Source organism: Roseofilum acuticapitatum BLCC-M154 (assembly GCF_030068475.1).
Lineage (GTDB): Bacteria > Cyanobacteriota > Cyanobacteriia > Cyanobacteriales > Desertifilaceae > Roseofilum > Roseofilum acuticapitatum.
On the sequence record NZ_JAQOSP010000070.1, the window covers coordinates 16779 to 37992 of the forward strand.

19 protein-coding genes are annotated in these 21214 nt (G+C 47.1%); 12 read left to right on the forward strand and 7 right to left on the reverse strand.

All coding sequences use genetic code 11. The features are described from left to right. Nucleotides 1–2: 2 nt before the first annotated feature. Together PMG71_RS10325 and PMG71_RS10330 are read right to left on the reverse strand one after the other, a co-directional pair. Entirely contained in the window at nucleotides 3–1340 is a 1338-nt protein-coding gene (locus tag PMG71_RS10325) for a DUF1822 family protein (RefSeq protein ID WP_283753594.1), read from the reverse strand. A gap of 3 nt (nucleotides 1341–1343) precedes the next feature. Further along, a complete protein-coding gene (locus PMG71_RS10330; RefSeq protein WP_283753595.1) occupies nucleotides 1344–2702 on the reverse strand; it encodes a hypothetical protein in 1359 nt (452 codons plus the stop codon). Nucleotides 2703–2983: 281 nt separating this feature from the next. Here PMG71_RS10330 and PMG71_RS10335 point away from each other — a divergent pair, with 281 nt between their 5' ends. The 5 genes from PMG71_RS10335 (at nucleotide 2984) to PMG71_RS10355 (ending at nucleotide 8096) form a co-directional block, all read left to right on the forward strand. Further along, nucleotides 2984–3214 (forward strand): hypothetical protein, encoded by a 231-nt coding sequence (locus PMG71_RS10335; protein WP_283753596.1) that lies wholly within the window; start codon nucleotides 2984–2986, stop codon nucleotides 3212–3214. A gap of 258 nt (nucleotides 3215–3472) precedes the next feature. Further along, on the forward strand, nucleotides 3473–4510 hold the full coding sequence (locus tag PMG71_RS10340) for an amino acid ABC transporter substrate-binding protein (RefSeq protein ID WP_283753597.1): 1038 nt from the start codon (nucleotides 3473–3475) through the stop codon (nucleotides 4508–4510). Between the two features lie 89 nt (nucleotides 4511–4599). Beyond that, on the forward strand, nucleotides 4600–5763 hold the full coding sequence (locus tag PMG71_RS10345) for an amino acid ABC transporter permease (RefSeq protein ID WP_283753598.1): 1164 nt from the start codon (nucleotides 4600–4602) through the stop codon (nucleotides 5761–5763). Between the two features lie 46 nt (nucleotides 5764–5809). Next, a complete protein-coding gene (locus PMG71_RS10350; RefSeq protein ID WP_283753599.1) occupies nucleotides 5810–7027 on the forward strand; it encodes an amino acid ABC transporter permease in 1218 nt (405 codons plus the stop codon). Nucleotides 7028–7304: 277 nt separating this feature from the next. Beyond that, nucleotides 7305–8096 carry an amino acid ABC transporter ATP-binding protein gene (locus PMG71_RS10355; RefSeq protein ID WP_283753600.1) on the forward strand — a complete coding sequence of 264 codons (792 nt, stop codon included), beginning with the start codon at nucleotides 7305–7307 and terminating at the stop codon, nucleotides 8094–8096. Nucleotides 8097–8173: 77 nt separating this feature from the next. Here PMG71_RS10355 and PMG71_RS10360 read toward each other — a convergent pair whose 3' ends face one another. From PMG71_RS10360 to ribD, 3 genes are all read right to left on the reverse strand, one after another. After that, nucleotides 8174–8629 carry a hypothetical protein gene (locus PMG71_RS10360; protein WP_283753601.1) on the reverse strand — a complete coding sequence of 152 codons (456 nt, stop codon included), beginning with the start codon at nucleotides 8627–8629 and terminating at the stop codon, nucleotides 8174–8176. A 132-nt stretch (nucleotides 8630–8761) separates the two neighbouring features. After that, nucleotides 8762–9325: a hypothetical protein gene (locus PMG71_RS10365; RefSeq protein ID WP_283753602.1), complete on the reverse strand. Its 564-nt coding sequence runs from the start codon at nucleotides 9323–9325 to the stop codon at nucleotides 8762–8764. A gap of 7 nt (nucleotides 9326–9332) precedes the next feature. Then, nucleotides 9333–10451, reverse strand: a complete 1119-nt coding sequence (gene ribD, locus PMG71_RS10370) for a bifunctional diaminohydroxyphosphoribosylaminopyrimidine deaminase/5-amino-6-(5-phosphoribosylamino)uracil reductase RibD (protein WP_283753603.1) — start codon at nucleotides 10449–10451, stop codon at nucleotides 9333–9335. Nucleotides 10452–10609: 158 nt separating this feature from the next. On the opposite strand from ribD, the gene PMG71_RS10375 reads away from it, so the two are divergent. From PMG71_RS10375 to PMG71_RS10385, 3 genes are all read left to right on the forward strand, one after another. Next, on the forward strand, nucleotides 10610–11308 hold the full coding sequence (locus PMG71_RS10375; protein ID WP_283753604.1) for an MBL fold metallo-hydrolase: 699 nt from the start codon (nucleotides 10610–10612) through the stop codon (nucleotides 11306–11308). A 44-nt stretch (nucleotides 11309–11352) separates the two neighbouring features. Beyond that, a complete protein-coding gene (locus PMG71_RS10380) occupies nucleotides 11353–11898 on the forward strand; it encodes a rhodanese-like domain-containing protein (protein WP_283753605.1) in 546 nt (181 codons plus the stop codon). A gap of 144 nt (nucleotides 11899–12042) precedes the next feature. After that, nucleotides 12043–12819: a sulfite exporter TauE/SafE family protein gene (locus PMG71_RS10385; protein WP_283753606.1), complete on the forward strand. Its 777-nt coding sequence runs from the start codon at nucleotides 12043–12045 to the stop codon at nucleotides 12817–12819. On the opposite strand, the gene PMG71_RS10390 is transcribed toward PMG71_RS10385, so the two are convergent. Continuing rightward, nucleotides 12816–14711: an ATP-binding protein gene (locus PMG71_RS10390; protein ID WP_283753607.1), complete on the reverse strand. Its 1896-nt coding sequence runs from the start codon at nucleotides 14709–14711 to the stop codon at nucleotides 12816–12818. The genes PMG71_RS10385 and PMG71_RS10390 overlap by 4 nt on opposite strands. A 428-nt stretch (nucleotides 14712–15139) precedes the next feature. On the opposite strand from PMG71_RS10390, the gene PMG71_RS10395 reads away from it, so the two are divergent. Next, nucleotides 15140–16474 (forward strand): hypothetical protein, encoded by a 1335-nt coding sequence (locus PMG71_RS10395; RefSeq protein ID WP_283753608.1) that lies wholly within the window; start codon nucleotides 15140–15142, stop codon nucleotides 16472–16474. On the opposite strand, the gene PMG71_RS10400 is transcribed toward PMG71_RS10395, so the two are convergent. Next, nucleotides 16464–16691, reverse strand: a complete 228-nt coding sequence (locus PMG71_RS10400; RefSeq protein ID WP_283753609.1) for a hypothetical protein — start codon at nucleotides 16689–16691, stop codon at nucleotides 16464–16466. The genes PMG71_RS10395 and PMG71_RS10400 overlap by 11 nt on opposite strands. A gap of 516 nt (nucleotides 16692–17207) precedes the next feature. Here PMG71_RS10400 and PMG71_RS10405 point away from each other — a divergent pair. From PMG71_RS10405 to PMG71_RS10415, 3 genes are read left to right on the forward strand one after another with little or no spacing between them, the layout of a single operon-like run. Next, the gene (locus PMG71_RS10405) at nucleotides 17208–18662 is read left to right on the forward strand and encodes an NACHT domain-containing protein (protein ID WP_283753610.1); all 1455 of its coding nucleotides are present in this window, start codon (nucleotides 17208–17210) and stop codon (nucleotides 18660–18662) included. 3 nt (nucleotides 18663–18665) lie between these two features. Then, nucleotides 18666–19967 (forward strand): beta-propeller domain-containing protein, encoded by a 1302-nt coding sequence (locus PMG71_RS10410; RefSeq protein ID WP_283753611.1) that lies wholly within the window; start codon nucleotides 18666–18668, stop codon nucleotides 19965–19967. After that, nucleotides 19964–21034, forward strand: a complete 1071-nt coding sequence (locus PMG71_RS10415; protein ID WP_283753612.1) for an ATP-binding protein — start codon at nucleotides 19964–19966, stop codon at nucleotides 21032–21034. The genes PMG71_RS10410 and PMG71_RS10415 overlap by 4 nt, the downstream gene beginning before the upstream one ends. The last annotated feature ends 180 nt before the right edge of the window (nucleotides 21035–21214 follow it).

A 21214-nucleotide genomic window follows, 5' to 3' on the forward strand; every position in this document is an offset into this window, starting at 1 on the left:
GATTACCTAGAACTCAACCCTGGATTAATCTTCCCCCAAGGAAAAGCAAAGGGGGGTAAGCTGATGGGGGTTTTGTCTGTTGAGAATAAGGTTACCACAAATTTCTCATCATAGGTTCCAATCAATTGGGTAAACAAATAGGCACTTCTGTGATTGAAGTTGAGCTTCTCTTCGATTAAAATACCGGTTTGGTCGCTAATTCGCCAACCTATATCAGAGTTTAAGGCTTGTCCAGAACTGCTGCCCAAAATCAATAATAAAGTCCAGCTATCTTCATAAGATAAGCACCAAGTAATGGCATACAGTCTGACTCCTAAACCTAAATCTAAATCCCGATAAGCACGACCGGCATCTGAAGGCACACTCACACCTGTTTCTTGATAAATTTGGGTGAGTAAGCTGCTTAAATCTGTGGCTGGAGAGAGGGGGAGATGGCGACGGAATGCACTGGCTGGAATCAGTTGCCATCCCCCCTCATTTGTCCGATTTTGTAAGTCTTCTACTTCATTTTGTAGCCATTTCGTGAGATCGATGGCGGGCTGAATTAGGAGGTTGAGAAGGTCAGCTAGATGCTTTTTTAGGGTTTCCTGTTCTGCTTTGGGTTGAGGGTCTAACCATTGCCATAATTCGGGATAGAGCCAGATCGCTTGACTTTCTTCCCAGGTTAAAATTTGCCAGAGGGGACGATTTTCAACGAGAGGAAGACGCTCTTGTAAGCTTTGTTGATAGGGTTGTAAGCTGGGGATGTTCAGATTTTTTTCTGGGGTTTTAATGGCTTCTGGATTTAAACATTGTAGGGTTAATAGGAGGTCGTCAAGATGAGGATGGAATTGATCGATATTGAGATAATAATTCCAATCTCGACTAGGGGAAATTTGAGCGGTTAAAGCCCTTAGTTCAGGGAAGGTGAGAAATCCACGAATGGCGATCGCCCCTAAATCCTCATCCAAGCCAACAACAATATACAGTTGATCCGTAAATTCCGATAGTTCAAGCCCCACTCTAGGAACGGCGATCTGGTCATCGCTCCATGATAAACTGGGCAAAATACAGACCTTAAAGCCATTCACGGGTAGATGAAATACTCCGTTAAGATGTTGACTATAGAGAGAATTTAGCACGCCCAATGGATCAGTATCTAAGGCTAAGGTAGGTTCGCGATCGCCCAACCAACCATAAAAGCCCAATATCACCAAAGCCTGGGTATAATTTGACCAGTTATCAGCAAAGGGTTGAGCCGCTTCATAGTCCCCTTCAGTCAACACAAACGATTCTAAAATTGGGGAAAATTCAACCCAATCATCAGCAAATTCCAGGGGAGAAAGAGTAGAAATAGTCATAATTCACTCCAGTTGGGTTTTAACATAGTGACAAATAGACTGGGTAAGTTGACTGGGAACCACAGGACGCTGGTTACAACTGGCTTCTCGGATCGCTTCCTCTAAAGTCGATTGCACTTCTTCATCTAAAATGGCGTAAATTTTAGCCGCCACTTGCGATAATTGTTCCGCATCAACATAAGCTTGAGCCAGATTTAAAACCCGATCGCCGAGTAACTGTAAAGTCCATCGACCAATATCTGCCCGCAGTCGTTTAAGCTGAAGCAGGCGACTGACTCTTGGTTGATCTCCTAATTCCAATTGTTGGGCAATCTCACCCATAGAAATTCCCTGACAGTGGAATAAGTACAACCCTTTCAGAAAGAGCGCTTGTTTTTCTTTGGCTTTTTGCCTTTGCTTTTCGGTTTTCCCAGTTTCATAGCTTTGTAAGCGAGCTTTGATCACTTGAGAGATCGCCCCTTGCAAAGCCTGTTGGAATTCTTGATAATATTGATCTAAAAATTCTAACTGCTCTGGAGGATCGACAGCAGGAGTTAATTCTATAGCTGGCGGTTGCACAGAAGGCGGTAAACTCCCCCCCCTAGCTTGAATACGCGCCACCCGCATCACCCCTGCCAAATATTTGAGCTGTTTTAAGACTTGTCTCGGAGAATCCTTTACCCCATCGGCAATTACCCGAAGTTGATCCTCAGTCGGCTCTGGAAACCGACGCTTTGTCCCCTCAGAGCGATGTTGCAACAAGTCTTGGCGATAGACTTGGTGATACTGCTCCAATAGCTCCGTCGCTTCTTCGATCTCCTGCTCCGTTGCCTGTTGTTGCTGCAAAACTGCCGTCAGTTTCCCTAAAGAAGTGCGGTTGAGAATTAACCAATCCGTCACCTGTTCAATGCCATGATCGAGCAGAAAACGCTTCACGAGGCGATCGCTCTTAAACAACCTCGTACTCCAAGCCGAAAGTGTGCTTTTACTCGGATCAAAGGTTTCTAAAATGCGATCGACCAAACCGGGATGGGAACCCTGGAAAACCGGACTCGGAGAATCTGACAACACAAACGGTAGCAGTTCCTGATGGGTAAAATCATGAGTCGCCCCAAAACGCTGCTCCAAGTCCACACAAATCTGTTTGATCTGATTAGAAATAAAACAGCGCAAACACCGCTCTGCCGGGCTTACAGAGGGATCTGAAGCCAGATTCCATTGCTGGAGTTGCTCTTGGATTTTTGGATGAGGAAAAGGAGTTTGTGACAGCAGATCTGAAAACCGATCCTGAAAAAAATCATGGGCTATTTGGTCTTCAACCCGTTGCCCTGTGCCAAACGCATTCACTCTCACCCACATCCAGTAGGGGGATACATTACTCATTGGTCTCATTCCATCCGGTTTTCCTCTAATTAACAAGAGGGGTATTGTCCATTATTAACAATTCTCTATCAATAGATCTCAAACAGGTTCTATCTGCCAGGGTTACACAGCTATGTTTTGTAAACGAGATCTTAACAGTCAAACCTCCAGACTCATGGGAATGTCAAGTTATGAATCATTTTGTTAAGGTTCACTACCTTTGATGGGATCTTGTATCAAATCCGTGAATTCTATATTTAAAGTAGATATGATTATAAAGAAATCCTTAAGGAGGGATCGTTATGACTCCCCATCTGCTACGTCAACTGTGGTCTTTGATTGAAACAACTCAACCCCAACGATTGCTTAGACTCGATGATCCAAGTCTGGTTCAGTGGCTGTTAGGTAATCTGGCTCAAGAACGATCGCTCAATGGAGAAGAAGCCGATTTACTCTCTCACTATATTGAATCTCGATCTTCCCTGATCCGGGATTTAGCTCAACAGCGCTTATCACCAGAATTACTGCCATAAGCGATGATTGCCCATCTCCAAGTCAAAAGACTCTCCTGTTTGCAGCGCTTCACGCATCAGGCAGAATCTTTAGCTGTGCCCTAAGAGGCGATCGCCCAAACGATGTGTTCTGGAACACGAAAAAATTTCTCCTGCGGATACCAGATCGAGCAGATACTGTTAATATCATGAAAACAAAAGTTAAAGAATCTTGAAGGCACTACTGCAAGTATCTGCCTCAACATTCCTGTCCATCAGTGAGGAGAAACCCTGTTGCATATGGCTAAATGGCAATCTTTATTCATATCAGTCCTGTTGCTGGCACTCCCCCTGGGAGCTTGTACCACCGCACCCTCGGATACTGCCCAAAGCCGGTTGGATGTGGTCAAGAATCGTGGAACCCTAATCTGTGGAGTAGATGGTGGTATTCCTGGATTTAGCTTTGTGAATGAAACCGGAGAATATTCAGGCATTGATGTCGATATCTGTAAAGCTGTTGCTGCTGCTGTTTTAGGCGATGCCGAAGCTGTAGAATACCGTAACCTAGATTCTACAGAACGGTTTACTGCCCTATCGGGTGGTGAAGTAGACATGCTCTCGCGCAATACCACTTGGACAACAAGCCGAGATACCACAGTTGGTCTGGAATTCGCTCCCACCACCTTCTATGACGGGCAAGGGATGATGGTGCGTCAAAATAGCGGGATTACCTCCCTAGCCGATTTTGAAGGGAAAGCGGTTTGTGTAGAAGCCGGAACCACCACCGAGTTGAACCTAACCGATAATATGCGGAAAGCCGGAGTGACCTTTGAAACGGTTACTTTCCAACAAGCTGACCCAGCCTATGCAGCCTATGCAGAAGAGCGCTGTGAAGGGATGACTTCTGATAAATCCCAGCTTATTGCTCGGCGCAGTACCTTACTGAACCCCGACGATCATATCTTGTTGGATGTCACCATGTCCAAAGAACCCCTGGGGCCGGTGACGATTAATAATGATTCTGCATGGTTTGATGTGGTCAAGTGGGTCACCTATGGTTTAATTGAAGCCGAAGAACTCGGTATCACCCAAGCGAATGTGGAAGAAATGAAGGGGAGAGAAGATCCCACTATGCGCCGCTTCTTGGGGGTTGAAGGAGATTTAGGCCAAGGTTTAGGCCTAGATAATGATTTTATGGTGAATGTCATTTCTGCGGTCGGCAATTATGGAGAAGTTTACGAGCGCAATTTAGGGCAAGAGTCCCAATTTAAGTTACCTAGGGGGCAAAATGACCTCTGGAGTCGTGGCGGTCTCCTATATTCTCCTCCTTTCCGTTAAATTTAAGTTATCTGTAAACAGTCATCTGTCACCCGTGATGGAATCATGGGTGATGGATCTTAAGTTCTCCAGTTGAATCTATTGTTGTTATGACCCATGAGCAGACGATTCCCTTGTGGCGTGATGAGCGATTTTGGCGAGTCGCGCTGCAAGTTTTGGCGATCGCGATCGTCATTTCTGTAATTAGTTTGTTAACCTATAATGTCTCCAATAACCTCAAACAAGCGGGCATAGAGTTTGGCTTTAGCTTTTTAGATACTCAGGCTTCTTTTGCCATTGGAGAAAGTCTCATTCCCTACGATCCTGCCAGAGATAGCTATGGGCGGGTCTTATTAGCGGGTTTAGTCAATACCCTGCGGGTGATTATTGCGGGAATTATCCTCACGACTTTGGTGGGAATTACCGTGGGAATTGCTAGTTTTTCTAATAATTGGTTACTTCGCAAAGGGAGTGAAGTCTATGTAGAGCTAATCCGCAATATCCCCCTGCTCTTACAATTATTCTTTTGGTATCGGGCCGTTTTTTCTAAGTTACCGAGACCCACAGAACGGCTAGAGGTAATGGGGTTGGCTTTCTTGAGTAACCGGGGTGTATTTCTCCCTTGGCCAAAAGTGGGTTGGCCTCTGGCGATTTGGTGTGCCCTATTGCTGGGACTGGCGATCGCTGCGGTAGTGGTTTGGAAAATCCGCATCAAGGAAATGGTGGAGCGGGGTAGCTCTGGACAACCTCAGTTGATCGCGCTGTGGATAATGGCGATCGCCGCTCTCCTCATTATTACGGTTGCCTTTGGATGGGAAAAACCCACAGAAATTGAACGCGGTCAGATTACCGGAGGGTTACGCCTTACGGGAGAATTCTCAGCTTTGCTCACCGGATTGGTTTTTTATACTGGTGCATTTATTGCCGAAATCGTCCGCGCCGGGATTCAAGCTGTACCCAAGGGTCAGTGGGAAGCCGCCAGCGCCCTCGGTTTGCATTCGGGCTTGTTGATGCGTCTGGTCGTATTTCCCCAAGCCCTACGGGTGATTATTCCCCCCTTAAGTAGTCAGTATATGAACTTGGCGAAAAACTCCAGCTTGGGCGCGGCGATCGCCTACGCGGAAATTTACAACGTAGCCAACACCACCTACAACCAAAGCGGGCGACCCGTAGAAGTAATGTTAATTATCATGGCCACCTATTTGCTCATGAATTTGCTCATTTCTCTAGGCATGAACCAACTCAACCGCTTGGTGCAACTACAAGAGAGGTAATTCAATTAAAAATTAAAAATTAAAAATTAAAAATTAGTTAGCTGAAATGACTTCTTTACCGAGTAACACAACCGATATGGCTCCGCCACCGGAGATGCGAGATACTCCGATGAACTGGGTTAAAAATAATCTCCTCAGTCCCTGGTATAACGGTTTAATCACAGTGATTATCCTAGGGGTATTGATCTCCCTGGGCTATAGTTTTCTCTCCTGGTCATTCACCCTCGCTCAGTGGGATGTTATCCCCCGAAATCTGCCCCTATTTGTGGTGGGCCGCTATCCCAGTGAAGAATATTGGCGTTTGTGGATTTTAGCCGCCCTCATTAGTGTCTTTGCGGGCTTATCTTGGGGGGTAATTGCCCGATCGCTCACCCTCTTTAGCCGTAATATCCTCATCGGCTTGGGAATTGCTGCCCTAGGCTGTTTTATCACGCCGACCCCCATCCTCTATCGTGTTTTATTGGTGGGTTGCCTGGTGGCGATCGCCGGAAGTGCCTGGATCGGCCAACAGGTGGGCAATGTCCAACCAGAATTAGGAAAATGGGTGTCCTTTGGCTGGTTTGGTGTATTCTTAATCGGACTATGGCTGATTGGCGGAGGACTCGGTTTAACCCCCGTGGGAACCAATGAATGGCAGGGCCTACTGCTCACCGTGCTGACGGCCGTAGTCGGCATTACCCTCAGCTTTCCCATTGGTTTAATTGCCGCTTTAGGAAGACGCAGCACCTTGCCCGTGGTCAAAGGCCTGAGTATTGCTTATATTGAACTGATTCGGGGCGTTCCTCTGATTACCATTTTATTTATGGGCCAGGTGATGATTCCCCTGTTTCTCCCGGAAGGAATCCGTCCGGATCGAGTGATTCGGGCGATCGTGGGCTTAACCTTGTTTAGTTCCGCCTACCTAGCGGAAAATGTGCGAGGGGGTTTACAATCGATTCCCAAGGGACAAGCTGAAGCCTCACGGGCCCTAGGTTTAAGTACCCCGTTAACCCTGATTCTGATTGTCCTACCCCAGAGCCTGAAAGCCGTGATTCCGGCGATCGTCGGCCAATTTATTAGCCTCTTCCAGGATACGACTCTGTTGGCGATTACCGGCTTGGTAGAATTGTTAGGAATTAGTAATTCTATTTTGGCGAATCCTCAGTTTTTGGGGCGCTTTTCAGAGGTGTATCTATTTATTGGTGTTCTCTTTTGGGTATTCTGTTATGCCATGTCTTCGGTTAGCCGATGGGTAGAAGGTAAACTCAATACAGAACACCGCTAGGAGTGTTGATACAGAATTTTGCCCTCTTATGAGGCATATTTAAGATCCCCCCTAGCCCCCCTTAAAAAAAGGGGGGGAATCAAGAAAGTCCCCCTTTCTAAGGCTTGCCCTGAGCTTGCCGAAGGGGGGATTTAGGGGGATCGAGATCTACCCCATAGCAGAGCAAACTGGTGTGATTTTGTAGGGGCGGGTTCTCCCAAATCTAGGAAACAAACTCACAGATAACCTCACTAAACCCGCCCTATTCCCCATTCCCTATTCCCTATTCCCTATTACCATGACCCATTCCGATCGCTTAACCAAAACTGAAAATAATCAAGTTCCTGTGGACACCGAACCCGCCATCATCGCCCAAGAAGTCCATAAATGGTATGCCAGTAATAAGTTTCATGTCTTGCGAGGGGTGAGCTTAGAAGTTACCAAAGGCGAAGTGGTGGTTGTGATGGGGCCGAGTGGCTCCGGAAAATCTACCTTTATTCGCACCTTTAATGCTCTGGAAGAGTATCAAAAGGGCAAAATTATTATTGATGGCATTGAATTATCCCACGATCTCAAGAATATTGATGCGGTGCGTCGGGAAGTGGGGATGGTGTTTCAACAGTTTAATTTGTTTCCCCATTTAACCGTTCTGCAAAATGTGACCTTAGCCCCCATTTGGGTGCGCCGTTGGAAGAAGGAAAAAGCGGAAGAAATTGCTCTACAGTTGTTAGAGAAAGTGGGAATTTTGGAGCAGGCGAAGAAATTTCCGGGACAGTTATCGGGAGGACAACAGCAACGGGTGGCGATCGCCCGCGCTTTGGCGATGCAACCGAAAATCATGCTCTTTGATGAACCGACTTCTGCTCTCGATCCGGAAATGGTGCGGGAGGTACTCGATACCATGCGATCGCTCGCCCAAAGTGGGATGACCATGGTTTGTGTCACCCATGAAGTCGGATTTGCTCGTGAAGTTGCGGATCGGGTGGTGCTAATGGCTGATGGGGTTTTAGTCGAAGAAGCAACCCCGGATGAGTTTTTTAACAACCCCAAGGAGGAACGAACACAGAAGTTTTTATCACAAATTTTGTAACCCTTGGCTTCAGCTTCAGTTAGAGGTGGGTTTGGGGTTGAAGGTGGGAGGAGCAAAGCAAGCGGTACAGTTGTCCCTTATCGGGGACAAACTAAAACACCGTTAGCATTTTCAACGATGGAACCTTCAACATCATTGATGTAGATGATATTTCCAGTTAACACCCGTACAAGTTTGGGTTTTTCTTGCAAACATTCACCGATAGTTTCTGCCCAGCGAATCAGTTCATTGGTATCTGCGGTTACGCCAAAAGCATCCGTAATTGGGGTATTAGAGGTGATGCTGCTATCTTGGAAAATTGCGGTTTCAATCGGTAAGCTGAACCGTAAAGGTAGCACTTTGCCCGTGGGCGCTGTGGTTACATATTCCCTAGGGCCAACATAACTGCCACCATAGAGTTCTTGAAAGGCATTTTTCCGATAGTAGTCTACTTGAATACTAGGACGCTCTTGAGCTTTTAGAGCTAAGGGAGAAGCAGTAACAGCGACAGTCGCTAAGACTGAAGCGGCGATCGTTTTGAGGATGTTCTTCATGATTTCTACGTTGAAAGAGAGTGAATCCAAGACTAGGACATCAAGGGTTAAATTTTTATGTCAGTCTATACCGACTTAGACCCTGGATGAATAACGATTCTACTATAGCAGAGCTAAGAGAAACAGGAATTTTCATTTAGGCAAAAATTGGGGTAGGGGGGCATTCTCTGGTGGGGGAGATTCACCCAGATATTGAGACATCACTCGGTAGCCAGCATAAGCAGGAATAATTAGGGCAATCAGAAAGACGAGGGTTGCCCACCACAGTTTAGAGTTACCCGACGATCCGTAGTGACATCGGTAGGGATCAAAGGGGAGGGTTTCGGGGCGAATTTTTTGGCGAGTGGCGATCGCTCGCCGAAATCTGATCCGGCGATCGTCGAGTTTTTCTAAGAAAATCCAACCCGCTTGGGCTTCTTCACGACAGAGATGATGAAATACTGTCGGATTGCGAAATAAATCACTACTGGCTCGCACAATCTTAAATTCCCATCCCTTGGCTTTGGCTGAACCATTCTGATTCGGTTCTCCTTCTGTACCAAAGTGTTCTTTGGGTTCGTAATGGGTCAAAACTTCTTCCTCCTCCTCATGGCGTTTCTGGGCTTCTCGTTGACTGCGATGAATGCTGTTGCTCATCATCAACAATTGACATCCCAAGCTACTGAAAAATAAGCTACCAATCACTAATTCGAGCATATTGAACTCATCGATAGGGATCGCCGTTGACTAAATAACCCTCGATTAATATATCGTTGCCTAAAGATTGATAGTGAACCTCGCTCAGGTTCAAGGCTTGGGTCATTTGGCTTAATCCTAAGTCTCCCACAGGAGAGGGAGCGCGATCGCCCCCAATAATCTTAGGTGCAATAAAGGCATAAACTTTTTGTACCATTCCAGAGGCGATCGCCTCCGCTCCTAGTCGTCCTCCACATTCCCACAAAACCGACAAAAAACCCCGTTGATATCCATACTCCATGGCTGCTCTCGGAGTCAGTTGGGGAAATTCCACCACCTCCACCCCCCGATTACGGAGCTGTTTCTGAACTTCAGGATTAGCACCTTCTTCCGTTAATACCACCGTTGGCGCAACCGGTTCCCACAATTGGGCAGATTCGGGTAAATTTAAGGAACGACTCATCACCATCCGCACCGGATTACGATCCACTACTCCATGGGTGGTTAATTGGGGATTATCTTTACGCAGGGTATTCCCTCCCACAATCACCGCATCACAGGCTCCTCGCAACTGATGCACCCACCGCCTAGAGTCTTCTCCAGTCACCCAAGCACTATGACCTGTGGTTGTAGCAATTTTTCCATCTAAGGTCATGGCATACTTGAAAATTCCCCAAGGCCGTTGATGGCGGATACGATGAATAAAGGCTTCATTGAGGCGCTGACAAGCTGGCTCTTCAATGCCTACCTGTACCTCGATTCCTGCGTCTCTGAGCCGTTGAATTCCCCCCCCAGACACCCTAGGATCGGGGTCTACCATACCGACCACTACGCGCCGGACTCTGGCAGCGATCAGGGCTTCTGTACAGGGAGGAGTGCGGCCATAATGGTTACAAGGCTCTAAATTGACATAGACCGTTGCACCTTGGGCGCGATCGCCCGCTTCCTGTAGGGCAAAAACTTCGGCATGAGGCTCTCCAGCACGGGGATGGAAGCCCTCACCCACAATTTGATTCTCCGCCACCACTACTGCCCCCACCAATGGGTTGGGAGCCGTTTGGCCAAGGGCTTGCCAAGCTAATTCGATACACCTCTGAATGTAAGTGGAATCTACAGCAGAGTGAGATTCAGTTGAGAAATCAGTCAAGGTTGTGATTAGAAATTCTGGCTGATTCTAGCATGAATTGATGCAGGGATGAGCAACTTCAGGAAGGGGTGAGTCAATCTTCTTACCCTAGTTTTTTAGGTTGCTAAATCTCTAAATAGTGATATAATTTTGATCAAGCGTGAATCAAGGAGAGTTGGATGTTATTTCGTCAATTGTTCGATCCAGAAACCAGCACGTATACTTATCTCTTGGCTGACCTGAATACCCAAGAAGCCATCTTAGTCGATCCGGTGCTAGAGCAAGTGGGTCGTGAATTGAAACTTTTACAGGAATTGGGGTTAAGTCTCCGCTATTGTCTAGAAACCCATATTCATGCTGACCATATTACGGGTAGCGGCCAGCTCCGGGAAGCGACGGGCTGTACTTCAATTGTGCCCCAACATGCAGGAGCAAAATGTGCCGATCGCTTTATCGCTGATGGAGAAGTGTTGCAAGTGGGAGAAATTGAGATTCAGGCGATCGCCACTCCCGGTCATACCGATAGCCATGTGGCCTATCTGGTGAATGGACAAAAGCTGCTTACAGGCGATTCTTTGCTGATTCGCGGTTGTGGTCGTACAGATTTCCAAAGCGGCGATCCCGGTTTGCTCTATGATGCCATTACTCAACGGCTATTTACGCTGCCTAATCAGACCGAAGTCTATCCCGGTCATGATTATAAAGGCTGTATGGTTTCCACCATTGGCGAAGAAAAAGAATTTAATCCTCGTTTAGCGGGTCAAACCCGTGAGAGCTTTATCGCCCTCATGAGGGGCTTAAATTTACCCAACCCGAAAAAAATTGCTGAAGCGGTTCCCGCTAATCAAAGATGTGGCAAAGTGCCCGTCTTAGCTTAATCACTACTGTATTTTCTTATTTCCCGATCAAACTTTTATCAACTATGGCAAGCCATCACAATCTGCAAGACAAACTCCAAGCGATCGACAGTTCTTCAGTACAAGAATTGTGGGAAAAAAATGAGATTCAGTTCATTGATGTTCGCGAACCGAGTGAATATGCTGGAGAACGGATTCCAGGGGCTATTTCTCGACCCTTATCTCGATTTAATCCGGATGATGTTCTTCCCGATCCGACTAAACCCTTTATTCTCTATTGCCAAACCGGAAATCGTTCCGCTACGGCCGCCCAAAAGCTCTTTTTAGCGGGATTTGAACAGGTCGCTCACTTGGGAGAAGGGATCGAGGACTGGAAACGGCAAGGCTATCCTACCCACGTGAATCCCAAGGCTCCAATTAGCATTATGCGTCAGGTGCAAATTGTGGCGGGTTCTTTGGTTTTGACGGGGACTTTATTGGGCGTTTTTGTGGCTCCTGGGTTCCTATTTTTGAGCGGTTTTGTAGGCGCGGGATTGATGTTTGCCGGGATTAGTAATACCTGTATGATGGCTGAGTTGTTGGGGAAATTACCGTACAATCAGCGAGGATGAGTGATGAGTAATACGGCGGTTTTTTCTATTTTGAAGTGATCTCGATCCCCCCCTAGCCCCCCTTGAAAAGGGGGGAAGGAAAAAGTCCCCTTTTTTAAGGGGGATTTAGGGGGATCAAAATGTGGGGAATATGAGGAAAATCAGATGGTAGTGAATCTGATAGGCCATGCTTTGGCCGTTTGTATCGGCTTGAGCTTGGGCCTAATTGGCGGTGGCGGTTCGGTGTTGGCTCTGCCGGTGTTAATGTATGTGATGGGAGAACCGACTCAATCGGCGATCGCCATGACTTTAGCGATTGTGGGCAGTGTGAGCTTGGTGGGAGTTATCTCCCATTGGCGATCGGGGAATGTGAACCTGCAAGCAGCAGTGATGTTTGCCCCTCCAGCTATGGTGGGTTCTTTTTTTGGCGCTAAAATTGCCACTCTACCGATGATTAACCCCACCGTACAACTGATGGGGTTTGTGGCCATGATGGTCACAGCCAGTGTTTTAATGATTCAGAGGAGTGGGAAGAAAAAGAGGGAAGAGACAGAAAAGACTGCCCCAGTTTCTCAGGGTTGGCAGCGGTTTCTCCTGATTCCCTTGGCCGGTTTGAGCATCGGATTAGTGACCGGATTTGTGGGAGTTGGGGGCGGTTTTTTAGTGATTCCGGCCTTGGTGTTACTGGGTCAGATTCCCATGAAACAGGCGATCGGTACATCCCTGTTGGTGATTGCTTTTCAATCGATGACTGGATTTTGGGGGTATCTCAGCAGTCAGATCCCGATTAATTTACCCTTAGTATTCTCCTTTATCCTAGCTGCAAGTATGGGAATTCTCTTGGGGTCATATTTAACCCAGTTTGTTCCTGGAAAGCAACTAGAGAAAGGCTTTGGCTATTTTTTGCTGGCGATCGCCGTCCTGATCGTCGTCAAATCCTAAACTTCAGTTTTCAAAGCTTGCGATCGCTCCAACTGTTTCACATCAATTAAAGGCAAAATAATTTCCACCGTTGTCCCCTTTCCTTCACCCTCACTATACAAAGTAATCTGACCGTCCATCATCCCTATTAAATTTCGAGAAATTGCCAATCCCAAACCCGTCCCCTCAAACTTCCGAGTCCGAGTTCCATCAGCCATAACAAACGGTTGAAACAGCTTTGATTGTGAAGAAGGATCGACTCCAATTCCCGTATCTTTTACAGAAATTCTAACTTGAGATAGCACAGCAGAATTACTCTGAGCCTTAGACTCTAAATCTGGCTTAACTCTATCTACAATAATAGTAATTCCTCCTTTTTCGGTAAACTTAATAGCGTTGCCAATAACATTCAGTAACACTTGCTTGAATTTATCTGTATCCACATAAATCGGAATCGGTTCAGCTAGACTTTCGTGACTTAAAGATAATCCTTTCGATTGAATAGGGCCCACTTCAATATCAATGACTTCTCTCAGGATATGATTTAAATCCACTGGTACTAACTCCAAAGAGAGTTTACCGGCTTCAATCTTCGATAAATCCAAAATATCATTAATAATTGAAAGTAGATGCAGGGCAGCATTATCGACTTGCTGCAAAAACTCTAACTCTTCCTCCCGATCGTCACAGAATCCATCTTTGACCAATCGAACCGAACCAATGATCGCATTTAGAGGGGTTCTTAATTCATGGGAAATGCTGGTTAAAAACTCACTTTTAAGCTGATTAGAACTTTTCGCTTCTTGCCAAGCCACTTCCAACTCTTCTGCCCAACTAATTAAGCGCTCCACCATACTATTGAGCGCTTTAGCCAGTTGATTAAGCTCATGAATTTGGAACTTCTGAGGAATCGGTTCTGGAGAAACACTGCATTCTACACTTTGAGCATACTTTCCTAATTGTTCAACTGGGGTGACTAAAGAGCGAGCTAAAATCAAAGTTGCCACTAAATTGGCTGCAATCAAGCCCAAAACTAAATTAATTAAGGTTTGTCGAATTTCCTGAAGACCATAGAGCGCATTATTCAGAGGAGTTACGGCTAAAACCACCCATTTTTCATTGCTTAATCCCGTTGTGGTGGGATTGGAAATAGCCGTATATCCCGCGATCGCTTCTTTACCACTTTGATCGAAGGCCGATAAATGCAGAAAGTTACTTTGACCAGAGGTAGCAGCTCGGATGATAGCTTCTAACCGAGATTTCAGATTTTTATCGGTCTCGTCACGAATATTAGTGCCAATTCTTGTGCTATCGATATGGGCAATAATTGTCCCTTCCTGATTAATAATTACCGTATAGCCGGATAAGGATTTGCGCTCTTGCGTTTGTTGAAGGGGAATAGTCGCTTCAACCACTAGATTGAATTTAAATTCTCCCGACAAATTATAAACTGGCGAACTGATTAAAAAATGGAGTTGATCTTTACCATAGTTATACAGAGTAGATGGGGAATCATCTAAAAGGAGTTCTACTTTTACCTCGTGGGCAAATTGTGGATAAGGTTTTTGGGTTATTTTTTCAGTCTTAAAGTTGGCGATCGCCGCTTCTCCACAGGTACTAGAAATCATCTTATCATTCGTTGGAGATTGCAGTTGTACACACCTTACAGAACCGGAAAAACGCTGACTGATAGTCTTCAGGTAAGCATTGAGTTGTGATGGGTTCCCTGATTGCAAAATCCCGCTTTCACTAGCTGTTTTTACTTGCTGGGTCAGGGCATTAATACTCAGATCGAGGCGATCGCCTTTTTCAATGGCACTTTCAATGATATTATACCGAGCCGTTTCTAATAAACTCGAACGGGCCTTACGGTAAGTGGCATATTGAAGCAAACAGAGAACCGGAATAGTCATTAGCAAAATCCGCCCCATTAAAATACGGCGAAACGAGGTCTCAGTAGATTGGAGTAAACGGAAGAGCTTCAACATACCCTAATGATGGCCAAGGATTGCACAGGAGAAATACGAATAGCATAACTCCTAGAGTGGGACACAATGGATTAAGCCGGATGTTCGAGGGAACTCCTTAGTTAATTATACGCAATTATGAGCAGTCTTACTTCCAGATACAGCGCTTCGCGCGGTAATGAGGTAGAGTCGGAAAAGATCCCCCCAACCCCCCTTAAAAAGGGGGGCAGTAAAAGTCCCCCTTTTTAAGGGGGATTTAGGGGGATCGAAATGTACCGCATAGCAGCGAAAACTGCTGTATTTGCGTAAAATAACGCAAGATTTCTGGATAATAATTCAGGCATAATAGTAATCAGACACTTACAAATTATTTTATGGCCCGTCTCAATCATAAGGCATATACTATTCTTGTGCGGGAACTTGAGCGCTGTGTAGGCAACGATCCCCTAAATGCTCCTCAAAAAATATTAGTCCTCAAACGACTGGAGCGATTACGGCAACAAACAGGCGATCCAGTTTCGGCACAACAGCTACAGGAAACGATTCAGGATCTGATCCCAGAGTTCTCTAATAAAGCGATTCAGCAAGCGGCAAAAGCGAATCAACCCTCTTCAGGAATCTGGGGATATTTATCTTGGGGGGTTGTCGGTTTGGCCGGATGCGCGGGTTTAGTATACATCTTGAATCTCCCTTACCCGATGATTCGCTGGCCAGTAGCGAAAACCATACCCTTGGTGCTGCTGCCCAGTTATATGAAAATGGATTATGATTATCGGGGAGCGATCGCCAATGTAGAAAAATCCGATCAGCTCATTAACCAAGCCACCAGTGCCGCCGATATCGAGTTAGGAGCCGAAAAAGTTGCCCTAGCGCAAAAACACCTGGATGGTTTACCCGTGTGGTTTTTAGGCTATTATCCCCAGCGCTACTGTACCCTGTTTAGTTGTAGTTGGCAGTTTACCCTAGATGAATATCAGGTCGCTCGCAAACAGGTTGCCCGCATGGAAGCCAAGGTTTTCCAGGAAAATAATGCCTTAACCCTTTTGCAAGAAGGACAGAGCCAAATCGAAGCAGCAAAAGGTCAATATCAACAGGCTAACTCCGAAAGCGATAAACAGGAAGCCATCTCCCTCTGGCAAACCGGACTCGATAAACTCGCTCAGATTCCTCCCCAAACTGTTGCCGGACGCATGTCTGAGCCTCAGATTAAAGCCTATGAGCGCGATTTTCAAAACGTCTCTGGACGCAGTGCCGGAACCCAGAAAACCGATACCCTCATCCAAGCGGCTGCTCAGTATGGCATGGCAGCGGCCCAAATGTCCCAAAATCCACCCCATCCTGAAGCTCAATGGCAAGAAATTATCCGGTTATGGGATCAGGGCAGTCAGCAGTTGGAACGAGTCACCGATGATAACCCAGCCTATGTGGAAGCCCAGAAAAAACTAGCTGAATATCGCAAAAATGCGGCTATGGCGCGGATTCGTCTAGAAAATGAACAAAATTCTATGCAAGCTCTGAATCAGGCTAAGAGTCAAATTACGACTTGGCAACAGTTAGCGACTTCTACGACCAATAAAGGAGTATTGGTTAGTGGTCTGCAAAGGATTATTTATGACTTAGATCGAGTAAAATCGGGTACAACAGCTACTGAGGAAGCGCGATCGCTCCGGCAATTTGCCGAAGCGAAAATGCAGGAACTTAGTCAGTAAAATCACCAGACTTTTTAACCTCGACCACTGGAGGATGCTCCAGGTTCGGCAACTGCCAAGCCATCCGGTCTGCCAGAGTTACCCAAGCCGCAGCGACTTGGGGCAATTCAATCAGCAAAATAACCCCCAAAGTAATGCACCATTTATGCTTATTGTGCTGGCAACTTTCACCCTGGTTTTCCGGTTTTTCTTCAGGCTTGGAATTCAAAACGCTCATCGCCTTATCCTCAATTTCTTTACTCTTCAAGTCTGTCACACCAGGATTGAGAATAGGTCTAAGCCAAGTCTTGAAAAAGGTCTAATTTTTTAGGGTAAAGTAGCAGCAAAGTCTAAAGTCTATTCCAGGTCTAACTAAAGTCTAAAAAGTCTAAACAAAGTCTAAAATCAGAGCCAATCATCCGTAGGGTAGGCAATGCCCACCTTACCTAAATATAGTCTAAAATTAGAGCAGTGGCGCTGTTTTTATAGTAACATAGACCTGGGGATAGAAGCCGGGCTTCTCCAAGAAACCCGGCTTCTGATATCAAGTCCGGATAAAGGGTGAAAAAGCGGGCAAGATGCCCGCACTCCTCTCATCCCTTGTGAAAAAGCGGGCAAGATGCCCGCACTCCTCTAATCCCTTGATATTACTGGAGTGGGAGCGTCTCGCTCCCTAAATTTTTAATCATAGTATTTCCGCTTCGCGGACATGAACAATCGGACTTGATATGACAACATCGCGGAGAACAGCCCTATGACAATGACTTGGCAAGACTTTATCAAAGACATCTCTGGAAAGCGCGGGTTATCGCCTAAAGAAGAAGAAACTTTATTAGCAAAATTTCCCAAGGAAGATGAATGTTTAGATGAAGATACAGTTGCGGCAAAATTGCAGATTTCTCTAGCAACAGTTAAAGCAAGAATGAAGAAAGTTTGCGATAATTTTGCAGGTAGCTGTGAAGATTTAGCCAATTGTCAAACCAGAGGAAGATCTGACCGCTTGCATAAATTTCTCAGACAACAATATCGCGAGAGCGGCGGTTCTATCGTTCCTCCCAAACCCGATGGGTTGTACTCCGATGAATTTAAGGCGCTCATTCAAGAAAAAATTGAACGATTTTGCGGGCGCGAGTTTGTCTTTGACGCATTTGACCAGTTTATTCAAGACAACCCCAAAGGCTACTTTACCGTCATTGGCGATGCGGGGATGGGGAAAACTGCCCTATCTGCAAAATTGGTATCTGACCGCAAATATCCCCATTATTTTAATGTTTTGAGCGAAAACAGAAATACCCCAGATTTATTTCTCAGGAGGATTCGCGAGCAGTTAATTGGCCGGTATAGTTTGGAAAATGCAGAAGCGGACAATTTACCCGCATTGCTGGAAAAAGCCAGTCAGAAGCTACCCGCAGGAGAGCAACTGATTTTAGTGATTGATGCCTTAGATGAAGTGAATCAAGAGTCAGGAAGCAACCTCTTATATTTACCCATGACGCTGCCGGAGCGGGTTTATATTTTCTTGACTCGGCGACCCTATACCTTGACGACAAAGCGGTTGAATCTGTCCCCTGGGGTTCCTTTTTCTGAGTTGGACTTGAGGGAAGAAAAGTATATGAAGTTAAGTGAGATTGATATTAAAGCCTATATTCGCCTAATTTTGCAAGACCCAAAATATCAGAAGGGTTTGGAGCGTTGGATGAAGGAGTGCGAGCTTACCCCAGATCATTTTGTGGAGCAGGTAGCCGACAAAAGTGAAAATAACTTTATGTATCTGCGCTATCTATTACCAGCCATTGCCGAGGGACAATATAATGATTTGCAGTTGGCTGATTTACCCCAAGGCTTAGACAAGTATTATCAACAGCATTGGGAACGGATGGGGATGCAGTATGCACCGCAAGAATTTATGGTGATTATTCTGTTTATCTTGAAGGAAATGAAAACACCAGTTACCAGCAAGATAATCGCCGATATTGCCGAACAAGACAAGTATGATGTAGAAGATCTTTTAGAAGAGACATGGGTTGAGTATGTATCATCGCTGCTGTTTCAGGGAGCTAAATGCTACAAAATCTATCACACCAGTTTTCTTGATTTTCTAGACAGCAAGCGAGAATTAGACCGGGAGCGCCGGTTATTTCAAGAAGTGAATCGGCGTATGGCTGAATATTTTAAGGAGTACCGCCAGAACAAAAAATCGGTAGGTTGAACCATGGATAATCAGAGTGAATGGGCGGTTCTCGAATGTGCCTATCTGGGAACCTATCCTTACAGCTTGGTCAAGTCTGGGCAGTTAGCAGAGTATCGGCAACTGCTCACCGATTTTGAATTCATCGAAGCCAAGATTAACCATCCAGAATTCGGCGTGCAGGCCCTGATTGAGGATTATGACTTAATCGATGCAGAGACAGACAACGCCAAAGCGCTGCAACTGGTGCAAGGAGCGCTGCGGCTGTCGGCCCATGTGTTGCGGCAGGATAGCCGCCAACTGGTGGGGCAACTCCTGGGACGGATGCTGGGATTCCAACATCCAGAGATTCAACAGCTACTGGCCCGGGCCAACCAGAGCCAAACCCCCGGTCTGCGTCCCTTGACCCCCAGTTTAACCGCTCCAGGGGGGGCGCTCCTCCGCACTCTCGAAGGTCATAGCGCCCTGGTTAATGCCGTAGCGGTGACCCCCGATGGGGAGCGGGTGATTTCCGGTTCAGCCGACAACACCCTAAAAGTGTGGAATTTGCCCAGGGGGGAATTAGAACAGACCTTCTCCGGTCATAGCCTCTCGGTTACTGCCGTAGCGGTGACCCCCGATGGGGAGCGGGTGATTTCCGGTTCAAGGGACAACACCCTAAAAGTATGGAATTTGCCCAGGGGGGAATTAGAACAGACCTTCTCCGGTCATAGCCGCTCGGTTACTGCCCTAGCGGTGACCCCCGATGGGGAGCGTGTGATTTCCGGTTCACACGACAAGACCCTAAAAGTGTGGAATTTGCACAGTGGGGAATTAGAACAGACCTTCTCCGGTCATAGCGGCTGGGTTAGAGCCCTAGCCGTGACCCCCGATGGGGAGCGAGTGATTTCTGGTTCATGGGACAAGACCCTAAAAGTGTGGAATTTGCACAGTGGGGAATTAGAACAGACCTTCTCCAGTCATAGCGTCTGGGTTAATGCTGTAGCCGTGACCCCCGACGGGAAGCGGGTGATTTCCGGTTCAGCCGACAACACCCTAAAAGTGTGGAATTTACCCAGTGGGGAATTAGAACAGACCTTCTCCGGTCATAGCCTCTCGGTTACTGCCGTAGCGGTGACCCCCGATGGGGAGCGGGTGATTTCCGGTTCAACCGACAAGACTGTGAAAGTGTGGAATTTGCACAGGGGGGAAGTGATAGCCAACTTTCCTGGAGACATGCCTATCACTTGCTGCGCCATTTCCCCAGATGGCCAAACCCTCATCGCTGGTGAATCATCCGGTCGCCTCCATTTCCTGCGCCTGGTGGGACTGGAGCCAAACCGATGAACACCGCTTCCCTGCTCGCGGCTACCCCTAGGGAATTTCACGCCCATCTGCGGCAGGTGCTGAACCAGTTCCAGCCCCGTCCCCAGGTCTCGGCTGCCTTTGAGCGGTTTTGTACCCGCCACCCACGGGGCTACTTCACCCTCATCGGCCCCCCCGGAACCGGTAAAACCGCCCTCCTGGCCCACATGGCCACCACCCGTCCCCTGGTCATCTACTACAGCGCCCAACTCCCAGGAAAAGCCCAAGCCGACACCTTTCTGCATACCCTCTGCACCCAACTGGCCCAAATTGCCCGCACCCACGGCATCCCCGTGCCAGACTCTCCCAGGGCCGACAGTAGCCAGTTTGCCCACCTGCTGCAAACCCTCAGCGACCATCTCCCCCCCCAGGACAAGCTCATCCTGGCCCTAGACGGCTGTGACCTAATTGACCTGCGCCACCAACCCCCCGGCACGAACCTTTTTTATCTGCCCCGCTATCTCCCCCATCGGGTGTATGTCCTCCTGGCCCGTCGTCCCTTCCTCCCCAGTCAATCGGGCATTTTAACGGAATCCCCCCAGCAGCGCCTGCATCTCCTCGACGATGCCGACAGCACCCGCCAGGCAATCTGCGCCTATATCGATGCTTATTTTGATACTCATTCTCTCCCCAATAACCCCCAACTCCACGACGACCTGGTGAAGAGCAGCGAAAACAATTTCATGTTTCTGAGCCAAATTTTACCCGCTCTTCCGCAAATCTCCCACCCCTTCCAACCCCCTCCACCGGGCTTAGTCACCTACTATGAACAGCACCTGACGCAGATGAACTTGACCTCATCGAGCCTGAAACCGGCGCTCCTCCAGCACCTCGCCACTGCCTCAGATGCCTGCTCTGCGGAAGCTCTAGGGATGGCTCTTGATGCAGATGAGTACGACATCGAGACCATCTTAGAGGAATGGAGACCGTTTTTAATCGTGGAGGAAGGAGCGGGGGAACCGGTGTATCGGTTGTATCATCGCCATTTTGCCGAGTGGATTGGATTATATCAAGTCCGGTTTCCGCAAGCGGACATGAAAATTGGTTAAGAAGCGGGCAAGATGCCCGCACTCCTCGAATTCTTTGATATGACTGGAGTGGGAGCATCTTGCTCCCTGGATTTTTAATTAGGATATTTAAGCGAACTTGATATTACAAGTTCCCGATGGGGACTAGAAACCCGGTTTCTGCCAGAAACCGGGTTTCTCTACGAAGTAATATCAAGTCCG

Coding starts and splice junctions, on each gene's coding strand:
- PMG71_RS10325 (WP_283753594.1), bottom strand. CDS start 1,340: ATGACTATTTCTACTCTTTCTCCCCTGGAATTTGCTGATGATTGGGTT.
- PMG71_RS10330 (WP_283753595.1), bottom strand. CDS start 2,702: ATGAGTAATGTATCCCCCTACTGGATGTGGGTGAGAGTGAATGCGTTT.
- PMG71_RS10335 (WP_283753596.1), top strand. CDS start 2,984: ATGACTCCCCATCTGCTACGTCAACTGTGGTCTTTGATTGAAACAACT.
- PMG71_RS10340 (WP_283753597.1), top strand. CDS start 3,473: ATGGCTAAATGGCAATCTTTATTCATATCAGTCCTGTTGCTGGCACTC.
- PMG71_RS10345 (WP_283753598.1), top strand. CDS start 4,600: ATGACCCATGAGCAGACGATTCCCTTGTGGCGTGATGAGCGATTTTGG.
- PMG71_RS10350 (WP_283753599.1), top strand. CDS start 5,810: ATGACTTCTTTACCGAGTAACACAACCGATATGGCTCCGCCACCGGAG.
- PMG71_RS10355 (WP_283753600.1), top strand. CDS start 7,305: ATGACCCATTCCGATCGCTTAACCAAAACTGAAAATAATCAAGTTCCT.
- PMG71_RS10360 (WP_283753601.1), bottom strand. CDS start 8,629: ATGAAGAACATCCTCAAAACGATCGCCGCTTCAGTCTTAGCGACTGTC.
- PMG71_RS10365 (WP_283753602.1), bottom strand. CDS start 9,325: ATGCTCGAATTAGTGATTGGTAGCTTATTTTTCAGTAGCTTGGGATGT.
- PMG71_RS10375 (WP_283753604.1), top strand. CDS start 10,610: ATGTTATTTCGTCAATTGTTCGATCCAGAAACCAGCACGTATACTTAT.
- PMG71_RS10380 (WP_283753605.1), top strand. CDS start 11,353: ATGGCAAGCCATCACAATCTGCAAGACAAACTCCAAGCGATCGACAGT.
- PMG71_RS10385 (WP_283753606.1), top strand. CDS start 12,043: ATGGTAGTGAATCTGATAGGCCATGCTTTGGCCGTTTGTATCGGCTTG.
- PMG71_RS10390 (WP_283753607.1), bottom strand. CDS start 14,711: ATGACTATTCCGGTTCTCTGTTTGCTTCAATATGCCACTTACCGTAAG.
- PMG71_RS10395 (WP_283753608.1), top strand. CDS start 15,140: ATGGCCCGTCTCAATCATAAGGCATATACTATTCTTGTGCGGGAACTT.
- PMG71_RS10400 (WP_283753609.1), bottom strand. CDS start 16,691: ATGAGCGTTTTGAATTCCAAGCCTGAAGAAAAACCGGAAAACCAGGGT.
- PMG71_RS10405 (WP_283753610.1), top strand. CDS start 17,208: ATGACAATGACTTGGCAAGACTTTATCAAAGACATCTCTGGAAAGCGC.
- PMG71_RS10410 (WP_283753611.1), top strand. CDS start 18,666: ATGGATAATCAGAGTGAATGGGCGGTTCTCGAATGTGCCTATCTGGGA.
- PMG71_RS10415 (WP_283753612.1), top strand. CDS start 19,964: ATGAACACCGCTTCCCTGCTCGCGGCTACCCCTAGGGAATTTCACGCC.